Origin of the sequence: Mesorhizobium dulcispinae (assembly GCF_033977345.1) — a bacterium.
GTDB classification, from domain to species: domain Bacteria; phylum Pseudomonadota; class Alphaproteobacteria; order Rhizobiales; family Rhizobiaceae; genus Mesorhizobium; species Mesorhizobium dulcispinae.
This window is the reverse complement of sequence record NZ_JAVIIY010000001.1, coordinates 131822-147628: the sequence shown is the minus strand read 5'-3', so window position 1 is coordinate 147628 and position 15807 is coordinate 131822. Positions and strand designations below refer to the sequence as shown.

At 65.1% G+C, this 15807-nt stretch carries 15 protein-coding genes; 11 read left to right on the top strand and 4 right to left on the bottom strand.

What is annotated here, in order from left to right; all coding sequences use genetic code 11:
• Positions 1 to 73: 73 nt before the first annotated feature.
• Positions 74 to 1531, bottom strand: coding sequence for an APC family permease (locus RFN30_RS00660; protein WP_320260213.1), 1458 nt, complete (start codon positions 1529 to 1531; stop codon positions 74 to 76).
• A gap of 166 nt (positions 1532 to 1697) precedes the next feature.
• On the opposite strand from RFN30_RS00660, the gene RFN30_RS00655 reads away from it, so the two are divergent.
• The 4 genes from RFN30_RS00655 to RFN30_RS00640 are packed head-to-tail and all read left to right on the top strand — an operon-like array spanning position 1698 to position 5797.
• Positions 1698 to 2465 carry an IclR family transcriptional regulator gene (locus tag RFN30_RS00655; RefSeq protein ID WP_320260212.1) on the top strand — a complete coding sequence of 256 codons (768 nt, stop codon included), beginning with the start codon at positions 1698 to 1700 and terminating at the stop codon, positions 2463 to 2465.
• Positions 2466 to 2492: 27 nt separating this feature from the next.
• Complete coding sequence (locus RFN30_RS00650; RefSeq protein ID WP_320260211.1) at positions 2493 to 3755, top strand: Tm-1-like ATP-binding domain-containing protein; 1263 nt, start codon at positions 2493 to 2495, stop codon at positions 3753 to 3755.
• Positions 3752 to 4417, top strand: coding sequence for an HAD family hydrolase (locus RFN30_RS00645; RefSeq protein WP_320260210.1), 666 nt, complete (start codon positions 3752 to 3754; stop codon positions 4415 to 4417). Before RFN30_RS00650 ends, RFN30_RS00645 begins: the two co-directional genes overlap by 4 nt.
• A gap of 24 nt (positions 4418 to 4441) precedes the next feature.
• Positions 4442 to 5797 carry an aminotransferase class III-fold pyridoxal phosphate-dependent enzyme gene (locus tag RFN30_RS00640; protein WP_320260209.1) on the top strand — a complete coding sequence of 452 codons (1356 nt, stop codon included), beginning with the start codon at positions 4442 to 4444 and terminating at the stop codon, positions 5795 to 5797.
• Positions 5798 to 5855: 58 nt separating this feature from the next.
• Here the strand turns inward: RFN30_RS00640 and RFN30_RS00635 are convergent, their stop codons facing one another.
• Positions 5856 to 6728 carry a helix-turn-helix domain-containing protein gene (locus RFN30_RS00635; RefSeq protein ID WP_320260208.1) on the bottom strand — a complete coding sequence of 291 codons (873 nt, stop codon included), beginning with the start codon at positions 6726 to 6728 and terminating at the stop codon, positions 5856 to 5858.
• A 94-nt stretch (positions 6729 to 6822) separates the two neighbouring features.
• Here RFN30_RS00635 and RFN30_RS00630 point away from each other — a divergent pair, with 94 nt between their 5' ends.
• Together RFN30_RS00630 and RFN30_RS00625 are read left to right on the top strand one after the other, a co-directional pair.
• Entirely contained in the window at positions 6823 to 8367 is a 1545-nt protein-coding gene (locus tag RFN30_RS00630) for a 4-hydroxyphenylacetate 3-hydroxylase N-terminal domain-containing protein (RefSeq protein WP_320260937.1), read from the top strand.
• A 23-nt stretch (positions 8368 to 8390) separates the two neighbouring features.
• Positions 8391 to 8900: a flavin reductase gene (locus tag RFN30_RS00625; RefSeq protein ID WP_320260207.1), complete on the top strand. Its 510-nt coding sequence runs from the start codon at positions 8391 to 8393 to the stop codon at positions 8898 to 8900.
• Positions 8901 to 8984: 84 nt separating this feature from the next.
• Here the strand turns inward: RFN30_RS00625 and hpaR are convergent, their stop codons facing one another.
• On the bottom strand, positions 8985 to 9389 hold the full coding sequence (gene hpaR, locus RFN30_RS00620; protein ID WP_320260206.1) for a homoprotocatechuate degradation operon regulator HpaR: 405 nt from the start codon (positions 9387 to 9389) through the stop codon (positions 8985 to 8987).
• A gap of 222 nt (positions 9390 to 9611) precedes the next feature.
• Here hpaR and RFN30_RS00615 point away from each other — a divergent pair, with 222 nt between their 5' ends.
• From RFN30_RS00615 to hpaH, 5 genes are all read left to right on the top strand, one after another.
• Entirely contained in the window at positions 9612 to 9998 is a 387-nt protein-coding gene (locus RFN30_RS00615; RefSeq protein ID WP_320260205.1) for a 5-carboxymethyl-2-hydroxymuconate Delta-isomerase, read from the top strand.
• Positions 9999 to 10018: 20 nt separating this feature from the next.
• On the top strand, positions 10019 to 11536 hold the full coding sequence (gene hpaE / locus RFN30_RS00610; protein WP_320260204.1) for a 5-carboxymethyl-2-hydroxymuconate semialdehyde dehydrogenase: 1518 nt from the start codon (positions 10019 to 10021) through the stop codon (positions 11534 to 11536).
• 14 nt (positions 11537 to 11550) lie between these two features.
• Positions 11551 to 12531: a 3,4-dihydroxyphenylacetate 2,3-dioxygenase gene (hpaD, locus tag RFN30_RS00605; protein ID WP_320260203.1), complete on the top strand. Its 981-nt coding sequence runs from the start codon at positions 11551 to 11553 to the stop codon at positions 12529 to 12531.
• 254 nt (positions 12532 to 12785) lie between these two features.
• Positions 12786 to 13661 carry a fumarylacetoacetate hydrolase family protein gene (locus RFN30_RS00600; protein WP_320260202.1) on the top strand — a complete coding sequence of 292 codons (876 nt, stop codon included), beginning with the start codon at positions 12786 to 12788 and terminating at the stop codon, positions 13659 to 13661.
• Positions 13658 to 14461, top strand: a complete 804-nt coding sequence (hpaH, locus tag RFN30_RS00595) for a 2-oxo-hept-4-ene-1,7-dioate hydratase (protein ID WP_320260201.1) — start codon at positions 13658 to 13660, stop codon at positions 14459 to 14461. The genes RFN30_RS00600 and hpaH overlap by 4 nt, the downstream gene beginning before the upstream one ends.
• Before the next feature lie 263 nt (positions 14462 to 14724).
• Here hpaH and RFN30_RS00590 read toward each other — a convergent pair whose 3' ends face one another.
• Positions 14725 to 15744, bottom strand: a complete 1020-nt coding sequence (locus RFN30_RS00590) for an isopenicillin N synthase family dioxygenase (protein ID WP_320260200.1) — start codon at positions 15742 to 15744, stop codon at positions 14725 to 14727.
• Positions 15745 to 15807: the final 63 nt, after the last annotated feature.

The following is a 15807-nucleotide window of genomic DNA, read 5'->3' as shown; positions in this document are numbered from 1 at the left end:
CTCCGGCAAAGCTCATGCCGCTGCTCCCGTAGCGTTGGAAGGGGCGGCGCGGGCGCGCCGCCCCTTTTGTCCATCAATCGTTCAGTGGCCTGCCAAGGTTTTCGAAGGCGGCCGGATCGCGGCCCCTCAGGGCACCCGCGAGCAGCAGGCCGACCACGGCCGCGATCAGCACCAGAGCCGGCAGGAACACGCTGAGAAAGCCGGCCGCACCCGACAGGCTGCCGAAATTGATGACGATCAGGTAGATGATGACGACGAAGGCGATGAAGGTCAGCCCCGGCAGGATCGTGGTCTTCAGCGCGTTTTCCTGGCTCGACGGATTGGCGCGGAAGTACATCACGACGGCGAGCGAGGCCACCGCCATCATCACGATGACGCCGAGCGTGGCGACGTTGGTGAGCCACGAAAACAGCGCCAGCACCGGATCGAGGCCGAGCACGGCGAAAAGCCCGACGACGATGATGGCGAGCACCGTCTGGATGACCGAGGCGACATGCGGGCTCTGATGCGCCGAATGCGTGACGCCGATCGTCTGCGGCAAAAGCTTTTCGCGGCCGGCGACGTAGATGTAGCGGGCGACCGCGTTGTGGAAGGCGAGCACACCGGCGAACAAGCTGGAGACGAAGAGGATGCTCATGGCGTGGGTGAGCAGCGTCCCCGAATAGCGGTCGGAGAGGCCGAACAGGAAAGTGGTCGGATCCTGCAGCGCCTGCAGCGACGGCAACAGCTTGTCGACGCCGGCGCCAACCGCCATCAGCCAGGCGGTGATCATGTAGAAGAGCCCGATCAGGATGACGGAGAAATAGGTGGCGCGCGGGATGGTGACCTTGGGGTCGCGCGCCTCCTCGGCATAGATCGTCGTCGCCTCGAAGCCGATGAAGGCGGCGAAGCAGAACAGGATGGCGATGGCCGGCGCGCCGCTGGTGATCTGGCTCCAGCTGAAGGGCGCGGCCGACAGGCCGCTGTCGCCGCCGGTCTTGAGGATGGTGAGATCGAGGATCAGCACGACGATATATTCGGCGAGCACCAGCACCGTCAGGATCTTGGCCGACAGGTCGACCTGGCGGTAGCCGAGAACGGCGACGATGGCGATGGCGATGAAGCTCCACACCCACCAGGGCAGTGTGATGCCCCAGCCTGCGAACAATCCGGCGGTGGCGGCGCCGAGCAGGCCCATGACGCCGATCTGCATGGCGTTGTAGGACAGGATCGCGATCAGCGCGGTGGCGCCGCCGGCGAGACCGCCGAGGCCGCGCGCGGCGTAGGCATAGAAGGCGCCGGCATTGCCGATGTGGCGCGACATGGCGACATAGCCCACAGCGAACAGCAGCAGCAAAAGCGTCACGATGAGATAGGTGCCGGCAAAGCCGGCGCCATTGCCCATCAGCATGCCGAGCGGCGTGCCGCCGGCGACAGCGGTGAGCGGCGCGGCTGCGGAAATCACCATGAAGGTGATGGCGCCGACGCCAAGGCTGTTCTTCCTCAGCCGGTTCACTTCGCCGGCTTCAAGTGTCGTCATTTTTCCCTCCATTCCGCACTGCGGAAACCAAGTGTCCCTGAGATGCCGAGGGCCTTCTGACGGGGCCTATGCGCATTTCATTATTTGCAACGGCATTTCGATATTAGACTTGCAAAGGAATCGACTTGCTGTCAAGTTAATTCGCACGTTAAGTATCTGAAGGAGGAGCAGAGACGCGATGAGCACAGTGGCCAAAGCCGTTTCGCTGTTGGAAATGCTGGGCAGCGGGGCACCCGAGACGGCGCTTGCCGATCTCGCCAGGCGCGCCGGCTTCGACAAGGCGACGACGCGCCGGCTGCTGGTGTCCCTGATTGCGCACGGGCTGGTGGAGCAGGACGAAACCACGCGTCTCTACCGGCTCGGCGCCGGCATCGCGCGGCTGGCGCTGATGCGCGAAGCGCAGTTTCCGTTCCTGCGCATGGCGGCGCCGGTGGTCGAGGCGCTGGCGGCGGAGACGGGCGAGACCGTGCATCTTTCGGAATACTCAAAGCGCGGCCTGATCACCGTCCAGGTCATCGAATCGGCCAAGGCCAACCGCGTCAGCGTGCAGCTCGGCGATGTGCTGCCGATGCATGCGACGGCGTCGGGCATCGCCTTCCTGGCCTTTACCGAAGAACGCATCCGCGAAGGCGTTCTCGCCGGGCCGCTGCCGGCATTCACGCCCCACACGATCGCCGACATGGAGATACTCGTCGAGCATGTCGCCGCGGCGCGCGCCCGCGGCCATTCGACCGGCTCGCAAGGCTATGAGGAAGGCGTGCTCAGCGTCGCCGCCCCGATCCTTGGCGCCGACGGTTTTGCCATCGGCACCATCGCCATCGCCGCGCCTCGGGTGCGCATCCACAAAGGCGATATCGAGCGCCACGGCGCGAGCGTGGCGGCGGCGGCGCGCGAGATCGGCGAGCGGCTGTTCGGGCGGCAGCCCGGCCAGAAGCGGGCATCATAACCAACAAGAGACTGCGAGGAGACTGACGTGGAGGAGAAACGCCGAATCCTGGTTATCGGCACCGGCGACACCAAGGCCGACGAACTGCTGTTCATGCGCGAGCGCATCGAGGCGGTCGGCGGCGTTGCCGTGATGATGGACGTCAGCGTGCTTGGCGATCCGCCCTATCGTCCGGAGCACGACAAGCATGCCGTGGCCCGCGCGGCCGACACGACGATCGAGGCGATCATCGCCAGCGGCGACGAGAATACCGCGATGACGCTGATGGCGCTCGGCGCCTCGCGCCTTGCCCACTCGCTCTATGACAAGGGCGAGATCGACGGCGTCATCGCGCTCGGCGGCTCGATGGGCACGGACCTTGCGCTCGACGTGGCGCTTGCGCTGCCGCTCGGCGTGCCGAAATTCGTCGTCTCGACGATCGCCTATTCGCATCTCTTGCCGCCAGAGCGCATCGCCACGGACCTGATGATGATCCTGTGGGCAGGCGGGCTCTATGGCCTCAACAGCGCCTGCAAGGCGGTGCTGTCGCAGGCCTGCGGCGCGGTGGTGGGCGCCGCGCGCGCCGTTGTCAAGCCGGACGAGTCAAGGCCCCGGATCGGCATGAGCTCGCTCGGAAAAAGCTGCCTGCAATATATGGTGACCCTGAAGCCGGAGCTGGAAAAGCGCGGCTATGAGGTCATCGTCTTCCACACCACCGGCATGGGCGGACGGGCGCTGGAAGCGATCGCGGCGCAGAAGGGTTTTGTCGCGGTGCTGGATTTCAGCCTGCAGGAACTCGCCAACCAGCTCACCGGCTCGGTGGTGAATTCCGGCACCGACCGGCTGGAGAATGCCGGGCGCCAAGGCATTCCGCAGATCATCGCGCCCGGCGCCATCGACATGGTGGATTTTCCGACATGGCAGGCCGTGCCCTCCCGCTTCACCGAGCGGCCCTACCACGCGCATAACCGGCTGCTTGCCTCGGTCACCTCGGACGGAGCGACACGCAAGGAGATCGCGCGCGCCATCGGCGAGAAGCTCGCCGCGGCGACCGGCCCGACCGCCTTCATCCTGCCGGCCGGCGGCATCCAGCAATGGGACCAGGAAGGCGAGCCGCTTTACGAGCCGGAGGCACTCTCGGCCTTTGTCGAGGAGATGCGCGCAAGCGTGCCGGGGAATGCCGAGCTGCACGAGATCGCCGGCCACATCAACGACGCCGCCTTCAGCTCCAAGGCGCTTGAGATATTCGACCGCTGGGTGGCCGAGGGTATTGTGCCGCCCGGCGCGCCGGAAGACAGGCGCGCGGCATGAGCGGGCCGAAACCGCAGGCGCTGGTGCTCGACTTCGGCGGCGTCGTCACCCGCACGCTGTTCGAGACGCATGCGCTGACCGAGCAGGCGCTAGGGCTCAAGCCCGGAACGCTCGACTGGCGCGGACCATTCGACCCGGCCTCCGATGCGCTGTGGCGTTCGATGCAAGCCGACGAGATAAGCGAGCGCGACTATTGGAAGACGCGCACGCGCGAGGTCGGCCGGCTGGTTGGCGAGAACTGGCAGGACATGTCTACCTTCGTGCAGCGGGCGCGCGGCGCCGATCCGCAGGCGGTGGTGCGGCCCGATGCCGAACAGGCGATCCGTCTCGCTCATGAGGCGGGCGTTCGGCTCGCCATCCTCTCCAACGAGCTCGACCTGTTCTACGGCAAGTCCTTCCGCGAGCGGCTGCCGCTGCTTGCGCTGTTCGAGACAATCGTCGACGCGACCTATACCAAGGTCCTCAAGCCCGATCGCAGGGCCTATGAGATGGTCGGCGAAGCCCTGAAGCTGCCACTCGAAGCCTGCGTCTTCGTCGACGACCAGAAGCGCAATGTCGACGGCGCGGCTGCCGCCGGCATGCTCACCGTTCACTTCGACGTCGGCCAACCGGCGCAAAGCTATGCCGAGGCGCTTGGCCATTTCGGCCTAACGCTCTCCTAATTGGAAAAACCGGAGTCCATCCCGATGCGTGACATCAACTTCCTCACCGAGAACAACGCCAAGCCGATCTGGCACCCGATGGCGCATCCGGCTGAAATGCGGGCGACGCCGCCGAAGATCATCATGAAAGGCGAAGGCGTCTCGGTGACCGATGTCGACGGCCGCACGGTGCTCGACGCCGTCGGCGGCTTGTGGAACGTCAACCTCGGCTACAGCTGCGATCCGATCAAGAAGGCGATGGCCGCGCAGCTCGAGACCCTGCCCTATTACTCAGGCTTCCGCGGCACTTCGACCGGACCGTCGATCGAGTTGGCCTACGAGCTCACCGAATGGTTCGCGCCGGAGGGCATGGTGCGGGCCTTCTTCACCTCGGGCGGCTCGGACTCGGTCGAGACGGCGCTCAGGTTGGCTCGGCAATACTGGAAGATCCGCGGCCAGGGCGACCGCACGAAATTCCTGGCGCTGAAGAAGGGCTATCACGGCACGCATTTCGGCGGCGCCTCGGTCAACGGCAACGCCAATTTCCGCCGCAACTACGAGCCGCTGCTGCCCGGTGTCTTCCACACGCCGGCGCCGTGGATCTACCGCAACCCATTCGACGAGACCGACCCGGCGAAGCTGGCAAAACTCTGCGCGCGGGCGATCGAGGACGAGATCGCCTTCCAGGGCGCCGACACCATCGCCGCCTTCATCATGGAGCCGGTGCTCGGCGCCGGCGGCGTCATCGTTCCGCATGAAAGCTTCATGCCGATGGTGCGGGCGATCTGCGACCGCCACGACATCCTCTTGATCGCCGACGAGGTGGTGACCGGTTTCGGCCGCACAGGCGCCTGGGCGGGTTCACGGCTCTCCGCCGTGAAGCCGGATTTCATGACCATCGCCAAGGCGATCACCTCAGGCTATTTCCCGCTCGGAGCCACCATGATCGGCGCCAAGGTCGCCGACGTCTTCGAGGCCGACAAGACCAGCTTCGGCTCGATCGGCCATGGCTATACCTATTCGGGCCACCCTGTTGGTTGCGCGGCCGGGCTCGCAGCGCTCGCCGAAACGAAAAGGCTTGCCGTCAACGAGAATGCAGCGGCGCGCGGCGTCGAGCTCGGCAAGGCGCTGGAAGCGCTGAAGGCCAAGCACCAACTGGTCGGCGACGTCCGCTACCAGGGCCTGATGGCGGCGCTCGAGCTGGTCTCGGACCGCGCCGCCAAGAAGCCGGCCGACAAGAAGACGATGGCCGCGGTTGCCGACGCAGCCTACGGCGCCGGCGTCATGCTACGCGTCTCCGGCAACAACATCATCCTGTCGCCGCCGCTGGTGATTTCGGCGGCGGATGTGGCGAAGATTGCGGCAGGGTTGGATGCGGGATTGGCCGCTGCCGCGGCCTAGCGAATAGGGAATAGCCAGTAGCGAGTAGCGAATAGGGGACCGCACTCTCCCCTACTCGCTATTCGCTACTCCCTATTCGCTTTTTCCGCCATGCCGCCGGCGCCATTCCCACCGCCTGCCGAAAGAAGCGCGAGAAATAGGCCGGGTCGTTGAAGCCGGTCTCGTAGGCGATGTCCTCGACCGTGCGTATGGTGAACAGCAGCAGGCGCTTGGCCTCGACCAGGCGCCTTTCGCCGATCGCCTGCCGCACGCCCGAGCCCAACACCTGATGCGAAGCCTTGTCGAGGAGATGCCTCGTGGTGCCGAGTTCCACGACATAGCGCTCGATCGGCCAGTCGTCGCGAAAATGGCGGTCGATCAGCCGGCGCAGCCGGCCACCCAGCGCCACTGCGGCGGGCACGGTGACCGCATGCGATTGTGCGTCGAGCCGGGCGATGCCTGACAGCGCGACAGCGACCAGCGGCGGCAGGATTTTTTCCGCGCCGGGTTGCGCCTCGACATATTCCGCCTGGATCATTCCCAGCGCATCGCCGAGCCTTTGCCAAAGCGCTGCTTCGCAACGCCCGGTGACGAACACAGGCTGGTCGAGTGGTAGGGCCGAGTGCTCGGCGATGGCCGCCAGCGCTGCGTCCGCGACCGAGACGACGATGGCGTCGGTGCCCGGCTCGATGTCGAAGCCATGCACCACGCCGCTGGGCATGAAGCTCACCGTCGGCGCCGAAAAACTCCAGGTCTTGTCCTCGATGCGATAAATGCCTTGCCCGCTCGTCCAGAAGGTGATCTGCGCCATCTGCGGATGCTTGTGCGCCAGAACCTGGCCACGATGCACGGATGCTCGGGCCTGAACAGTCTCGACATGCAGGAATCCGACATCGAGCGCCCGCGCGGGCTCGCCGTAGACGAAGAATTCCGGAATGGCGGTCTGGCTCATGGGGCGCCGGAAAAAGTCCAAGCGGTTTTGCACTTTCGTCCATAACCCATCGCGGCGCCTGCGGCTACTCTCTACCAATCAAGGGAGGATCATGATGCGATCGGAAGATTTCCGGACCGACAAATCGCGGCCGTTCACGGGCGCCGAATATCTGGCCAGCCTGCGCGACGGGCGAGAGGTCTATATCAATGGCGAGCGGGTGGCCGACGTCACCAGCCATCCGGCGATGCGCAATTCGGTGCGCTCGCTGGGGCGCCTCTACGATGCGCTGCACGATCCGGCACAGCAGCCGGTGCTGACCTCGCCGACCGACACCGGGTCCGGCGGCTATACCCACAAATATTTCCGCGTCGCCCATTCGGCCGCCGAACTTGCCGCGCAGCAAAGCGCGATCGCGCACTGGGCGCGCATGACCTATGGCTGGATGGGCCGCACCGCGGACTACAAGGCGGCGCTGATGAACACGCTGGGCGCCAACGCCGAATGGTACGGGCCGTTCAAGGACAATGCGCGCGCCTGGCACAAACGCGCGCAGGAAGCCGTCCTGTTCATGAACCATGCCATCGTCAATCCGCCGATCGACCGCCACAAGCCGGCCGAGCAGGTGAAGGACGTGTTCGTGCACATCACCAAGGAGAATGACGCCGGCATCTGGGTGTCGGGCGCCAAGGTGGTGGCGACGTCCTCGGCTCTGACCCACTACAATTTCCTTGCGCAGAGCTCGGCGACGGTCACCGAAGATCCGTCGCTCTCGGTGATGTTCATCGTGCCGATGAATGCGCCGGGCATAAAAATGTTCTGCCGCGTCTCCTACGAGCAGACGGCCAACAGCGTCGGCCATCCGTTCGACTATCCGCTGTCGTCGCGCTTTGACGAAAACGACGCGATCCTGGTGCTCGACAACGTCTTCATCCCCTGGGAGGACGTGCTGGTGCTGCGCGACGCGCAGAAGATCCTGTCCTTCCACCCGGCGTCGGGCTTCATGCACGGCTACTGCTTCCAGGGCTGCACGCGCTTCGCCGTCAAGCTCGACTTCCTCGCCGGTCTGCTTGCCAAGGCGCTACGCGCCACCGGCGGCGACGCCTTCCGCGGCAACCAGGCGGCGCTCGGTGAGGTGATCGCGCTGCGCCACATGTTCTGGAGCTTTTCCAACGCCATGGCGCATAACCCGATCCCATGGGCGAACGGCGCGGTGCTGCCCAATCTCGAAGCTGCGCTCGCCTACCGGACCTTCATGTCCGAGGCCTATCCGCGCGTTATCGACACGGTGCGCCGTGTGATCGCTTCGGGTTTGATCTACCTGCCTTCCTCCGCGCGCGATTTCGACAATCCGGAGATCGACCGCTATCTCGCGCAATATGTGCGCGGCTCCAACGACATGGGCCATGTCGAACGCATCAAGATCATGAAGCTGTTGTGGGACGCGACCGGCACCGAGTTCGGCGGCCGCCACGCGCTCTACGAGCTCAACTACGCCGGCGCGCCGGAAGAGGTGCGGCTGCAGGTGCTGAAGGGCGCCGAGCGTGGCGGCCGGCTGAAGCAGATGGAGGAGCTGGTCGACCAATGCATGGCCGACTATGACGACAAGGGTTGGACCGGCGACACCTGGCTGCCGCCGCTTGCCGCCCAGGCCAACTGACGGAGGTCGGCATGGAGGCGGCCTTGGAAACGCAAGTCGCGAGGCTGGAATTCCGCGAGGCGATGGCGCGGGTCTGCGCGCCGGTCAACATCGTCACCACCGACGGTCCGGCTGGGCGCGGCGGCTTCACCGCGACCGCCATGTGCAGCGTCTCCGACGATCCGCCGACGCTGCTTGTATGCATGAACGAGCGCTCGGCGCAGACGGGCATGTTCCTCGCCAACCAACGCTTCTGCGTCAATGTGCTCACCCAGTCGCATATGCATCTGGCGGCAAAATTCGCCGGCGCGATCCGCGACATGACCGAGCGCTATCAAGCCGCGCGCTGGCAGACCATGCCCTCCGGCATGCCGGCGCTGCTCGACGCCATCGTCAGCTTCGACTGCGCGATCGGCGCAGTGAACAGAGTCGGCACGCATAATGTGATGTTCGGCCGCGTCGTCGACATCCGCCACGGCAGCGACGAGGCGGCGCTGCTCTATGTCGGCCGCAACTACATGCAGCCAAGCGCGCTGGGCAGTTTTGGGGGGTGAGGAGCGGTCCGCGAAGCGGACGAAAAGCCAATTGCTTGGCTTTTCGAGTGACGAACGCCCGGAGCCTGCGACGGGCCGGCCAGCCTACTCAATTGGCGACTCCGACTGGATCAGGCTCTCCAGCATGTCTAGCAACCGCTCGTGCTCCTCGGCGCCGTAGCGCTTTTCGATCGCCTCGTAGATGGCGACGCGCTCGGGCGAGAGCTCCTCGATCAGAGCCAGGCCGGCCGGGCTGATGGCGAGCAGCGCGCGGCGGCCGTCGTCCTTGACCTTGTTGCGGGTGATGAACTCGCGCTCCTCCATCGCCTTGATGATGCGGGTGAGGCTTGGCGGCAGGATCGAGGCGCGGTTGGCGAGCTCGGTCGCCTCCAACGGGCCTGCCTCAGCAAGGACGCGCAAAACGCGCCATTGCTGCTCGGTGATGTCGTGGCGGGCAAGCATCGGCCGGAAATGCGCCATGATCACTTCGCGGGCGCGAAGCAGAGCCATGGGCAAGGAACGGCGGGTGCTGGGCGGTAGCAAAATCAGGTCTCCGAAAATTCCAGTCCGGTACGACTCGCGACAAATATTGAGGCTCGGGTCGCAGCTATATCCGCGATTTTGCCGGGAGCGGCAATCCCACCGCAGACGGCTGCGGCGATACAGAGAACGACGCTTGACATTCGGTCGTCAAGATGTAATTCACATGTTAACTACAAGTGGGAGGAAACCTTGCCCCACATGGCGATCGAATATTCGGCGAATCTCGACGCGAAGGTCGACATGGGCGAACTCTGCGCGCTTGTCTCACGCACCATCCTCGAAACCGGCCTGTTCGAGCCGGGCGCGGTGCGCGTGCGCGCCTTCCGTGCAGAGGCCTATGCGATTGCCGACCGACTGTCCGAGAACGGCTTCATCGACATGAATTTCCGCATCGGCAAGGGCCGCAGCGCCGAGGAGAAGAGACGCGCCGGCGAGGCGATCTTCGCGGCGGTCACGGATCATCTCGCATCGCTGTTCGCCACGCCGCATTTCGCGCTGTCGCTGGAGATCCGCGAGATCGACGCCGAGCTGAGCTGGAAGAAGAACGCCATCCATCCGCGCCTGCGCGGCAAGTGATCTAGAACGGGAAAGAAATCATGGCGGCTTTGGACGACAATCTGAGGAAGGCCGAAGCCTATCTCGAACGCTTCCGAAAAGATGGCGTGCTCAACCAGATCGGCGGCGAGGCCCTGCCCTCCGTCGACGGGTCGACATACGAGACGATCTCGCCGATCGATCTGAAACCGATCGCCACGGTGGCGCGCGGCAAGGCTGCCGACATCGACCGCGCCGCTAAAGCCGCGAAGGCCGCCTTCAAGGACTGGGCGGCGATCTCAGGCGACGCGCGCAAGAAGCTGCTGCACAAAATCGCCGACGCCATCGTCGCACGCGCCGAAGAGATCGCCTTCGTCGAATGCATGGACACCGGCCAGTCGCTGAAGTTCATGGCCAAGGCTGCGCTGCGCGGCGCCGAGAACTTCCGCTTCTATGCCGACCGCGCGCCGGAAGCGCGCGACGGCCGCTCGCTCAGGGCACCGAACCAGCTCAATCTGACCACGCGCGTTCCGATCGGCCCTGTCGGCGTGATCACGCCCTGGAACACGCCCTTCATGCTGTCGACCTGGAAGATCGCGCCGGCGCTGGCGGCGGGCTGCACGATCGTCCACAAGCCGGCGGAGCTGTCGCCGCTGACGGCCCGGCTGCTGGTCGAGATCGCCGAGGAGGCTGGTCTGCCCAAGGGTGTGTGGAACCTCGTCAACGGCTTCGGCGAGGATGCCGGCCGCGCATTGACCGAGCACCCCGACATCAAGGCGATCGGCTTCGTCGGTGAAAGCCGCACCGGCTCGATGATCATGAAACAGGGGGCAGAAACGCTGAAGCGCGTGCATTTCGAGCTCGGTGGTAAGAACCCGGTCATCGTCTTCGCCGACGCGGACCTGGAACGCGCCGCGGATGCCGCGGTCTTCATGATCTATTCGCTGAACGGCGAGCGCTGCACGTCGTCCTCGCGCCTGCTGGTCGAAGTCTCGGTCTACGACCAGTTCACCAATCTGGTGGCGGAGAAGGCCAAGCGAATCAGGATCGGTCATCCGCTAGATCCCGAAACCGTGGTCGGCCCGCTGATCCATCCGGTGCATGAGGAAAAGGTGCTCTCCTATATCGAGATCGGCAAATCCGAGGGCGCGGTCGTTGCCGCGGGCGGCGGCAAGGTCGCCGGCCCTGGCGGCGGCTGCTATGTCAGCCCGACGCTGTTCGTAGGCGCCACCAACAAGATGCGCATCGCCCAGGAGGAAATCTTCGGCCCGGTGCTGACCGCCATTCCGTTCAAGGACGAGGCCGAGGCGCTGGCCCTGGCCAACGACACGCAATACGGCCTGACCGGCTATCTGTGGACTTCGGATGTCACCCGCGCGTTACGCTTCACCGACGCGCTCGACGCCGGCATGATCTGGGTGAACTCGGAGAATGTGCGGCATTTGCCGACGCCGTTCGGCGGCGTGAAAAGTTCGGGCATCGGCCGCGACGGCGGCGACTGGTCGTTCGACTTCTACATGGAAACCAAGAACATCGCGTTCGCCACGGCGCCGCATTCGATCCAGAAGCTCGGCGGCTGAAGCGGAGACACATGATGGCCCTGCCCCAACCCAACCTCTACCCTGCCTTCAACATCGTGCGACTCAGCCATGTCGAGCTCGCCGTCACCGACCTTGCCAAGTCCCGCGCCTTCTATGTCGACACGCTCGGCCTGCAGGTGACGGATGAGACCAGCGGCGCCATCTACCTGCGCGCCATGGAGGAACGCGGCCATCACTGCATCGTGCTGCGCAAGGCGACGACACCGGAAGCGCGCGACCTCGGCTTCAAGGTGTTTTCCGACGAGGATCTCGACAAGGCGGCGCATTTCTTTGCGGCCAAGGACCTGCCGGTGGAATGGGTGGAGCGGCCCTACCAGTCGCGCACCTTCCGCACCCGCGATCCGCACGGCATTCCGCTCGAGTTCTATTCCAGGATGGAGCGGCTGCCGCCGATCCATCAGAAATACGCTCTCTACAAAGGCGTGAAGCCGCTGCGTATCGATCACTTCAACTGCTTCTCGCCGAATGTCGATGAATCGGTGGCCTTCTACAACGAGCTCGGTTTCCGCGTGACCGAATACACCGAGGATGCCGAGACCGGGAAGCTGTGGGCGGCCTGGACGCACCGCAAGGGCGGCGTGCACGACATCGCCTTCACCAATGGCCTTGGCCCGCGGCTGCACCACGTCGCCTTCTGGGTGCCGACGCCGCTCAACATCATCGACCTGCTCGACCTGATGGCGACCACCGGCTATGTCGGCAACATCGAGCGCGGCCCCGGCCGGCACGGCATCTCCAACGCCTTCTTCCTCTACATCCGCGACCCCGACAACCATCGCATCGAGATCTATTGCTCGGACTACCAGACGGTCGATCCGGATTTGGAGCCGATCAAATGGGATCTGAAGGATCCGCAGCGCCAGACGCTGTGGGGCGCGCCGGCGCCCAGAAGCTGGTTCGAGGAAGGCAGCCTGTTTGCCGGGGTGGAGCCGCGAAAGTCCGATCTGGCGGCCTCGCCGATCGTGGCGCCGTAGTTTTTCATTGCACCCCAATCTTTCGATGACAGCATTCCTTCGCGCCCCCCTCTGTCCTGCCGGACATCTCCCCCACGAGGGGGGAGATTGGGCGGCCGCTTGGTTGGCGCTTCTCCTGCAACGTCGGCGATTGGCGAAAGCCGAGACGACATCCGATCTCCCCCCAAGTGGGGGAGATGTCCGGCAGGACAGAGGGGGCGCCGTAGAGCTCGACGCTGGCGCTTACTCAACAGCACCTATCGCGGAGTTTCAGCATGAGCGTGGGACGCCTCGCCGCTTTCACCGTCGGCGGCAAGACTCGCTACGGCGCGATCACCGGGAAAGGGGTCGTCGACCTTGCGGCGCGCCATAGCGAATGGCCGACGTTGCGCGAGGTGATCGAGGCCGGGGCACTTAGCAAACTCGCCGAAGAGGCCGAAGGCCTCGCCGCCGATTTTCCGCTCGACGCCATCACCTACGAGATCCCCGTCCCCTCCCCGGAAAAGATCATCTGCGTCGGCGTCAACTATCCGGACCGCAACGAGGAGTACAAGGACGGGCAAGCGGCGCCCTCCAACCCGTCGCTGTTCATCCGCTTCCCGCGCTCCTTCGTCGGCCACGGCGCGCCGCTGGTGCGGCCGCCGGAATCGCCGCAGCTCGACTATGAGGGCGAGATCGTCATCGTCATCGGCAAGAGCGGCCGCCGGATCGCCGAGGCCGATGCGCTCGGCCACGTCGCGGCGCTTTCGCTGTGCAACGAAGGCACCATCCGCGACTGGGTGCGCCACGCCAAGTTCAACGTCACGCAGGGCAAGAATTTCGACCGCACCGGCTCGATCGGGCCATGGCTGGTGCCGTTCACCGACGAAGCGCAGATCGCCGACATCGCGCTGACCACCCGCGTCAATGGCGAACTGCGTCAGCAGGACCGCACCGGCCGCATGATCTTTTCCTTCCGCAAGATCATCAACTACATTTCGGCCTTCACCACGCTGGTGCCGGGCGACGTCATCGTCACCGGCACGCCGACCGGCGCCGGTGCCCGCTTCGAGCCGCCGATCTGGCTGAAGCCGGGCGATGTGATCGAGGTCGAAGCCGACGGCATTGGCTTGCTGCGCAACGGCGTCGTCGATGAAGGGACCGGCCGATGATGACGGAGAGCGAAGTCGAGGACGCCGCCCGCAGGCTGTTCGAGGCCGAGCGCGACCGCCGGCAGATCAGGCTGCTCAGCCTCGACTTTCCGCAAGCCACGATGGACGACGCCTATCGCGTGCAGGCGGCGCTGGTGAAGCGGAAGGCGGCATCGGGCCTCACCATAAAGGGCTGGAAGATCGGCCTGACCTCGAAGGCGATGCAGTCGGCGCTCAGCATCGACATTCCGGATTCCGGCATCCTGTTCGACGACATGTTCTTCGAGGACGGCGGCACCGTGCCCGCCGGCCGCTTCATCCAACCGCGCATCGAGGCCGAGATCGCCTTCGTCATGAAGGCGGCGCTCGCCAGTCCCGACGTGTCGATCGACGACGTACTCGATGCCACAGACTACATCACGCCGGCGCTGGAGATCCTCGACACCCGCATCGAGCGGATGAACAAGGAGGCCGGCAAGATCCGCACCTTCTTCGACACGATCTCGGACAATGCCGCCAATGCCGGCATCGTCGTCGGCGGCCGCGCGGCCGGACCGCGCGAGGCGGACCTGCGCTGGATCGGCGCCATCGTCTCGCGCAATGGCGAGGTCGAGGAGACGGGGCTCGGCGCCGGCGTGCTCGATCATCCGGCCAAGGGCATCGTCTGGCTCGCCAACCGGCTGCATCAATACGGCATGAAGGTCGAGGCCGGACAGATCGTGCTCTCAGGCTCCTTCATCCGGCCGGTCGAATGCCGGCATGGCGACCGGATCGTCTCGGATTTCGGACCGTTTGGTGCGATCCGCATCGCCTTCGCCTGAGCGGCAATCCCGCTTTCGTTCGCGCAATTCGTGGCGGCAAACCGCTGCGCAACTTCCCTGCCCCAAAAGAAAAAGGCCGGGCGCGAAAGCGGCCCGGCCAAGAATGAAGGTCATAACCTTCAGAGGGGAACATCGTCCGGCGCAATGGGAGGAAAACACCGGACGACACCCGTTACTTGGGCCTTGGCCGGCCGGTTTGCGACGAACTGAATTCCAAAAACTGTCCAAAACGCGAAAAAATATCGCTTCGGCAGCGGCGAGCCTCAGCCGGCGGCCGTTGCCTTTTCCAGCAGGTCGGCATAGTGCCGCCGCGCCACGTCGGGATGCGACCTCAGCCGGCTTTTCAGCACATTGGTTCCGACGTTGCGGAACAGCGGATTGTCGGGATCGCTCGCCGGGCCACGCGCTTCGGCCGCCAGTTCCTCCGGCAGATCGAGCAGCGGGATCGTCGCGTCGAGACGGGCGCTGAAGAAGAACGGCACCGAAATCCGCTCGACGCCGGCCGGCGGCGTGACGACGCGGTGCACCGTTGCCCTCAGATAGCCGTTCGAGGCCAGTTCGAGCAGCTCGCCGATATTGACCACCAGCGTTCGCGGGATCGGGTCCACATTCACCCAGCTGCCGTCATATTCGACCTGCAGCCCCTTGTTCTCATCCTGCAGCAGCAGGGTGAGAAAACCACCGTCCTTGTGCGCGCCGACGCCCTGGTCGTCGCCCGTGGCGTCACGGCCGGGATAGCGCACGATCTTCATGCGGTGGTTTGGCTCGCCGCGATAGATCGGATCGAAGGCGTCCTCCGGCTGATCGAGCGACAGCGCGAAGGCCTTGAGCAGGCGGATCGCGACCTCGGTTGCCTTGGCCTGCCAGGCGAGCAGCGCGGACTTGAGCTCTGGAAGTGCCGCCGGCCATTGGTTCGGGCCCTGCAGCCGCGTCCAGGCCGGCACGCCCGATCCTTGCGGGATCGTCGCGCGCTCGACGCCGATGTCGAGCTGCTCGCGCCAGTCGGCCTTGCCCCTGGTCAGCTCGCCGCCGGAACGCGTGTAGCCGCGGAACTGCGGCGACTTCACCATCTCGATGCCGAGCTTGTCGGCCTCCGGCAAGGCGAAGAAGCGCCGCGCGGCATCGAGCACGGCGTCGATGTCCGGTTGTGTTATGCCGTGGCCGCTGAGATAGAAGAAGCCAACGTCGCGGGCGGCGGTGCGCAGATCAAACAAGAAAGTCCGCAGTTCCGACTCGCCCTGCTCGAGGCGGTCGAGATCGAGCACCGGGATTATTCTGGCCATGGACAGGCTCCTCTCGCGGCAACTCTTTGTTTTTCGCAATTCCGGACGGAAAACCGCTGCGCA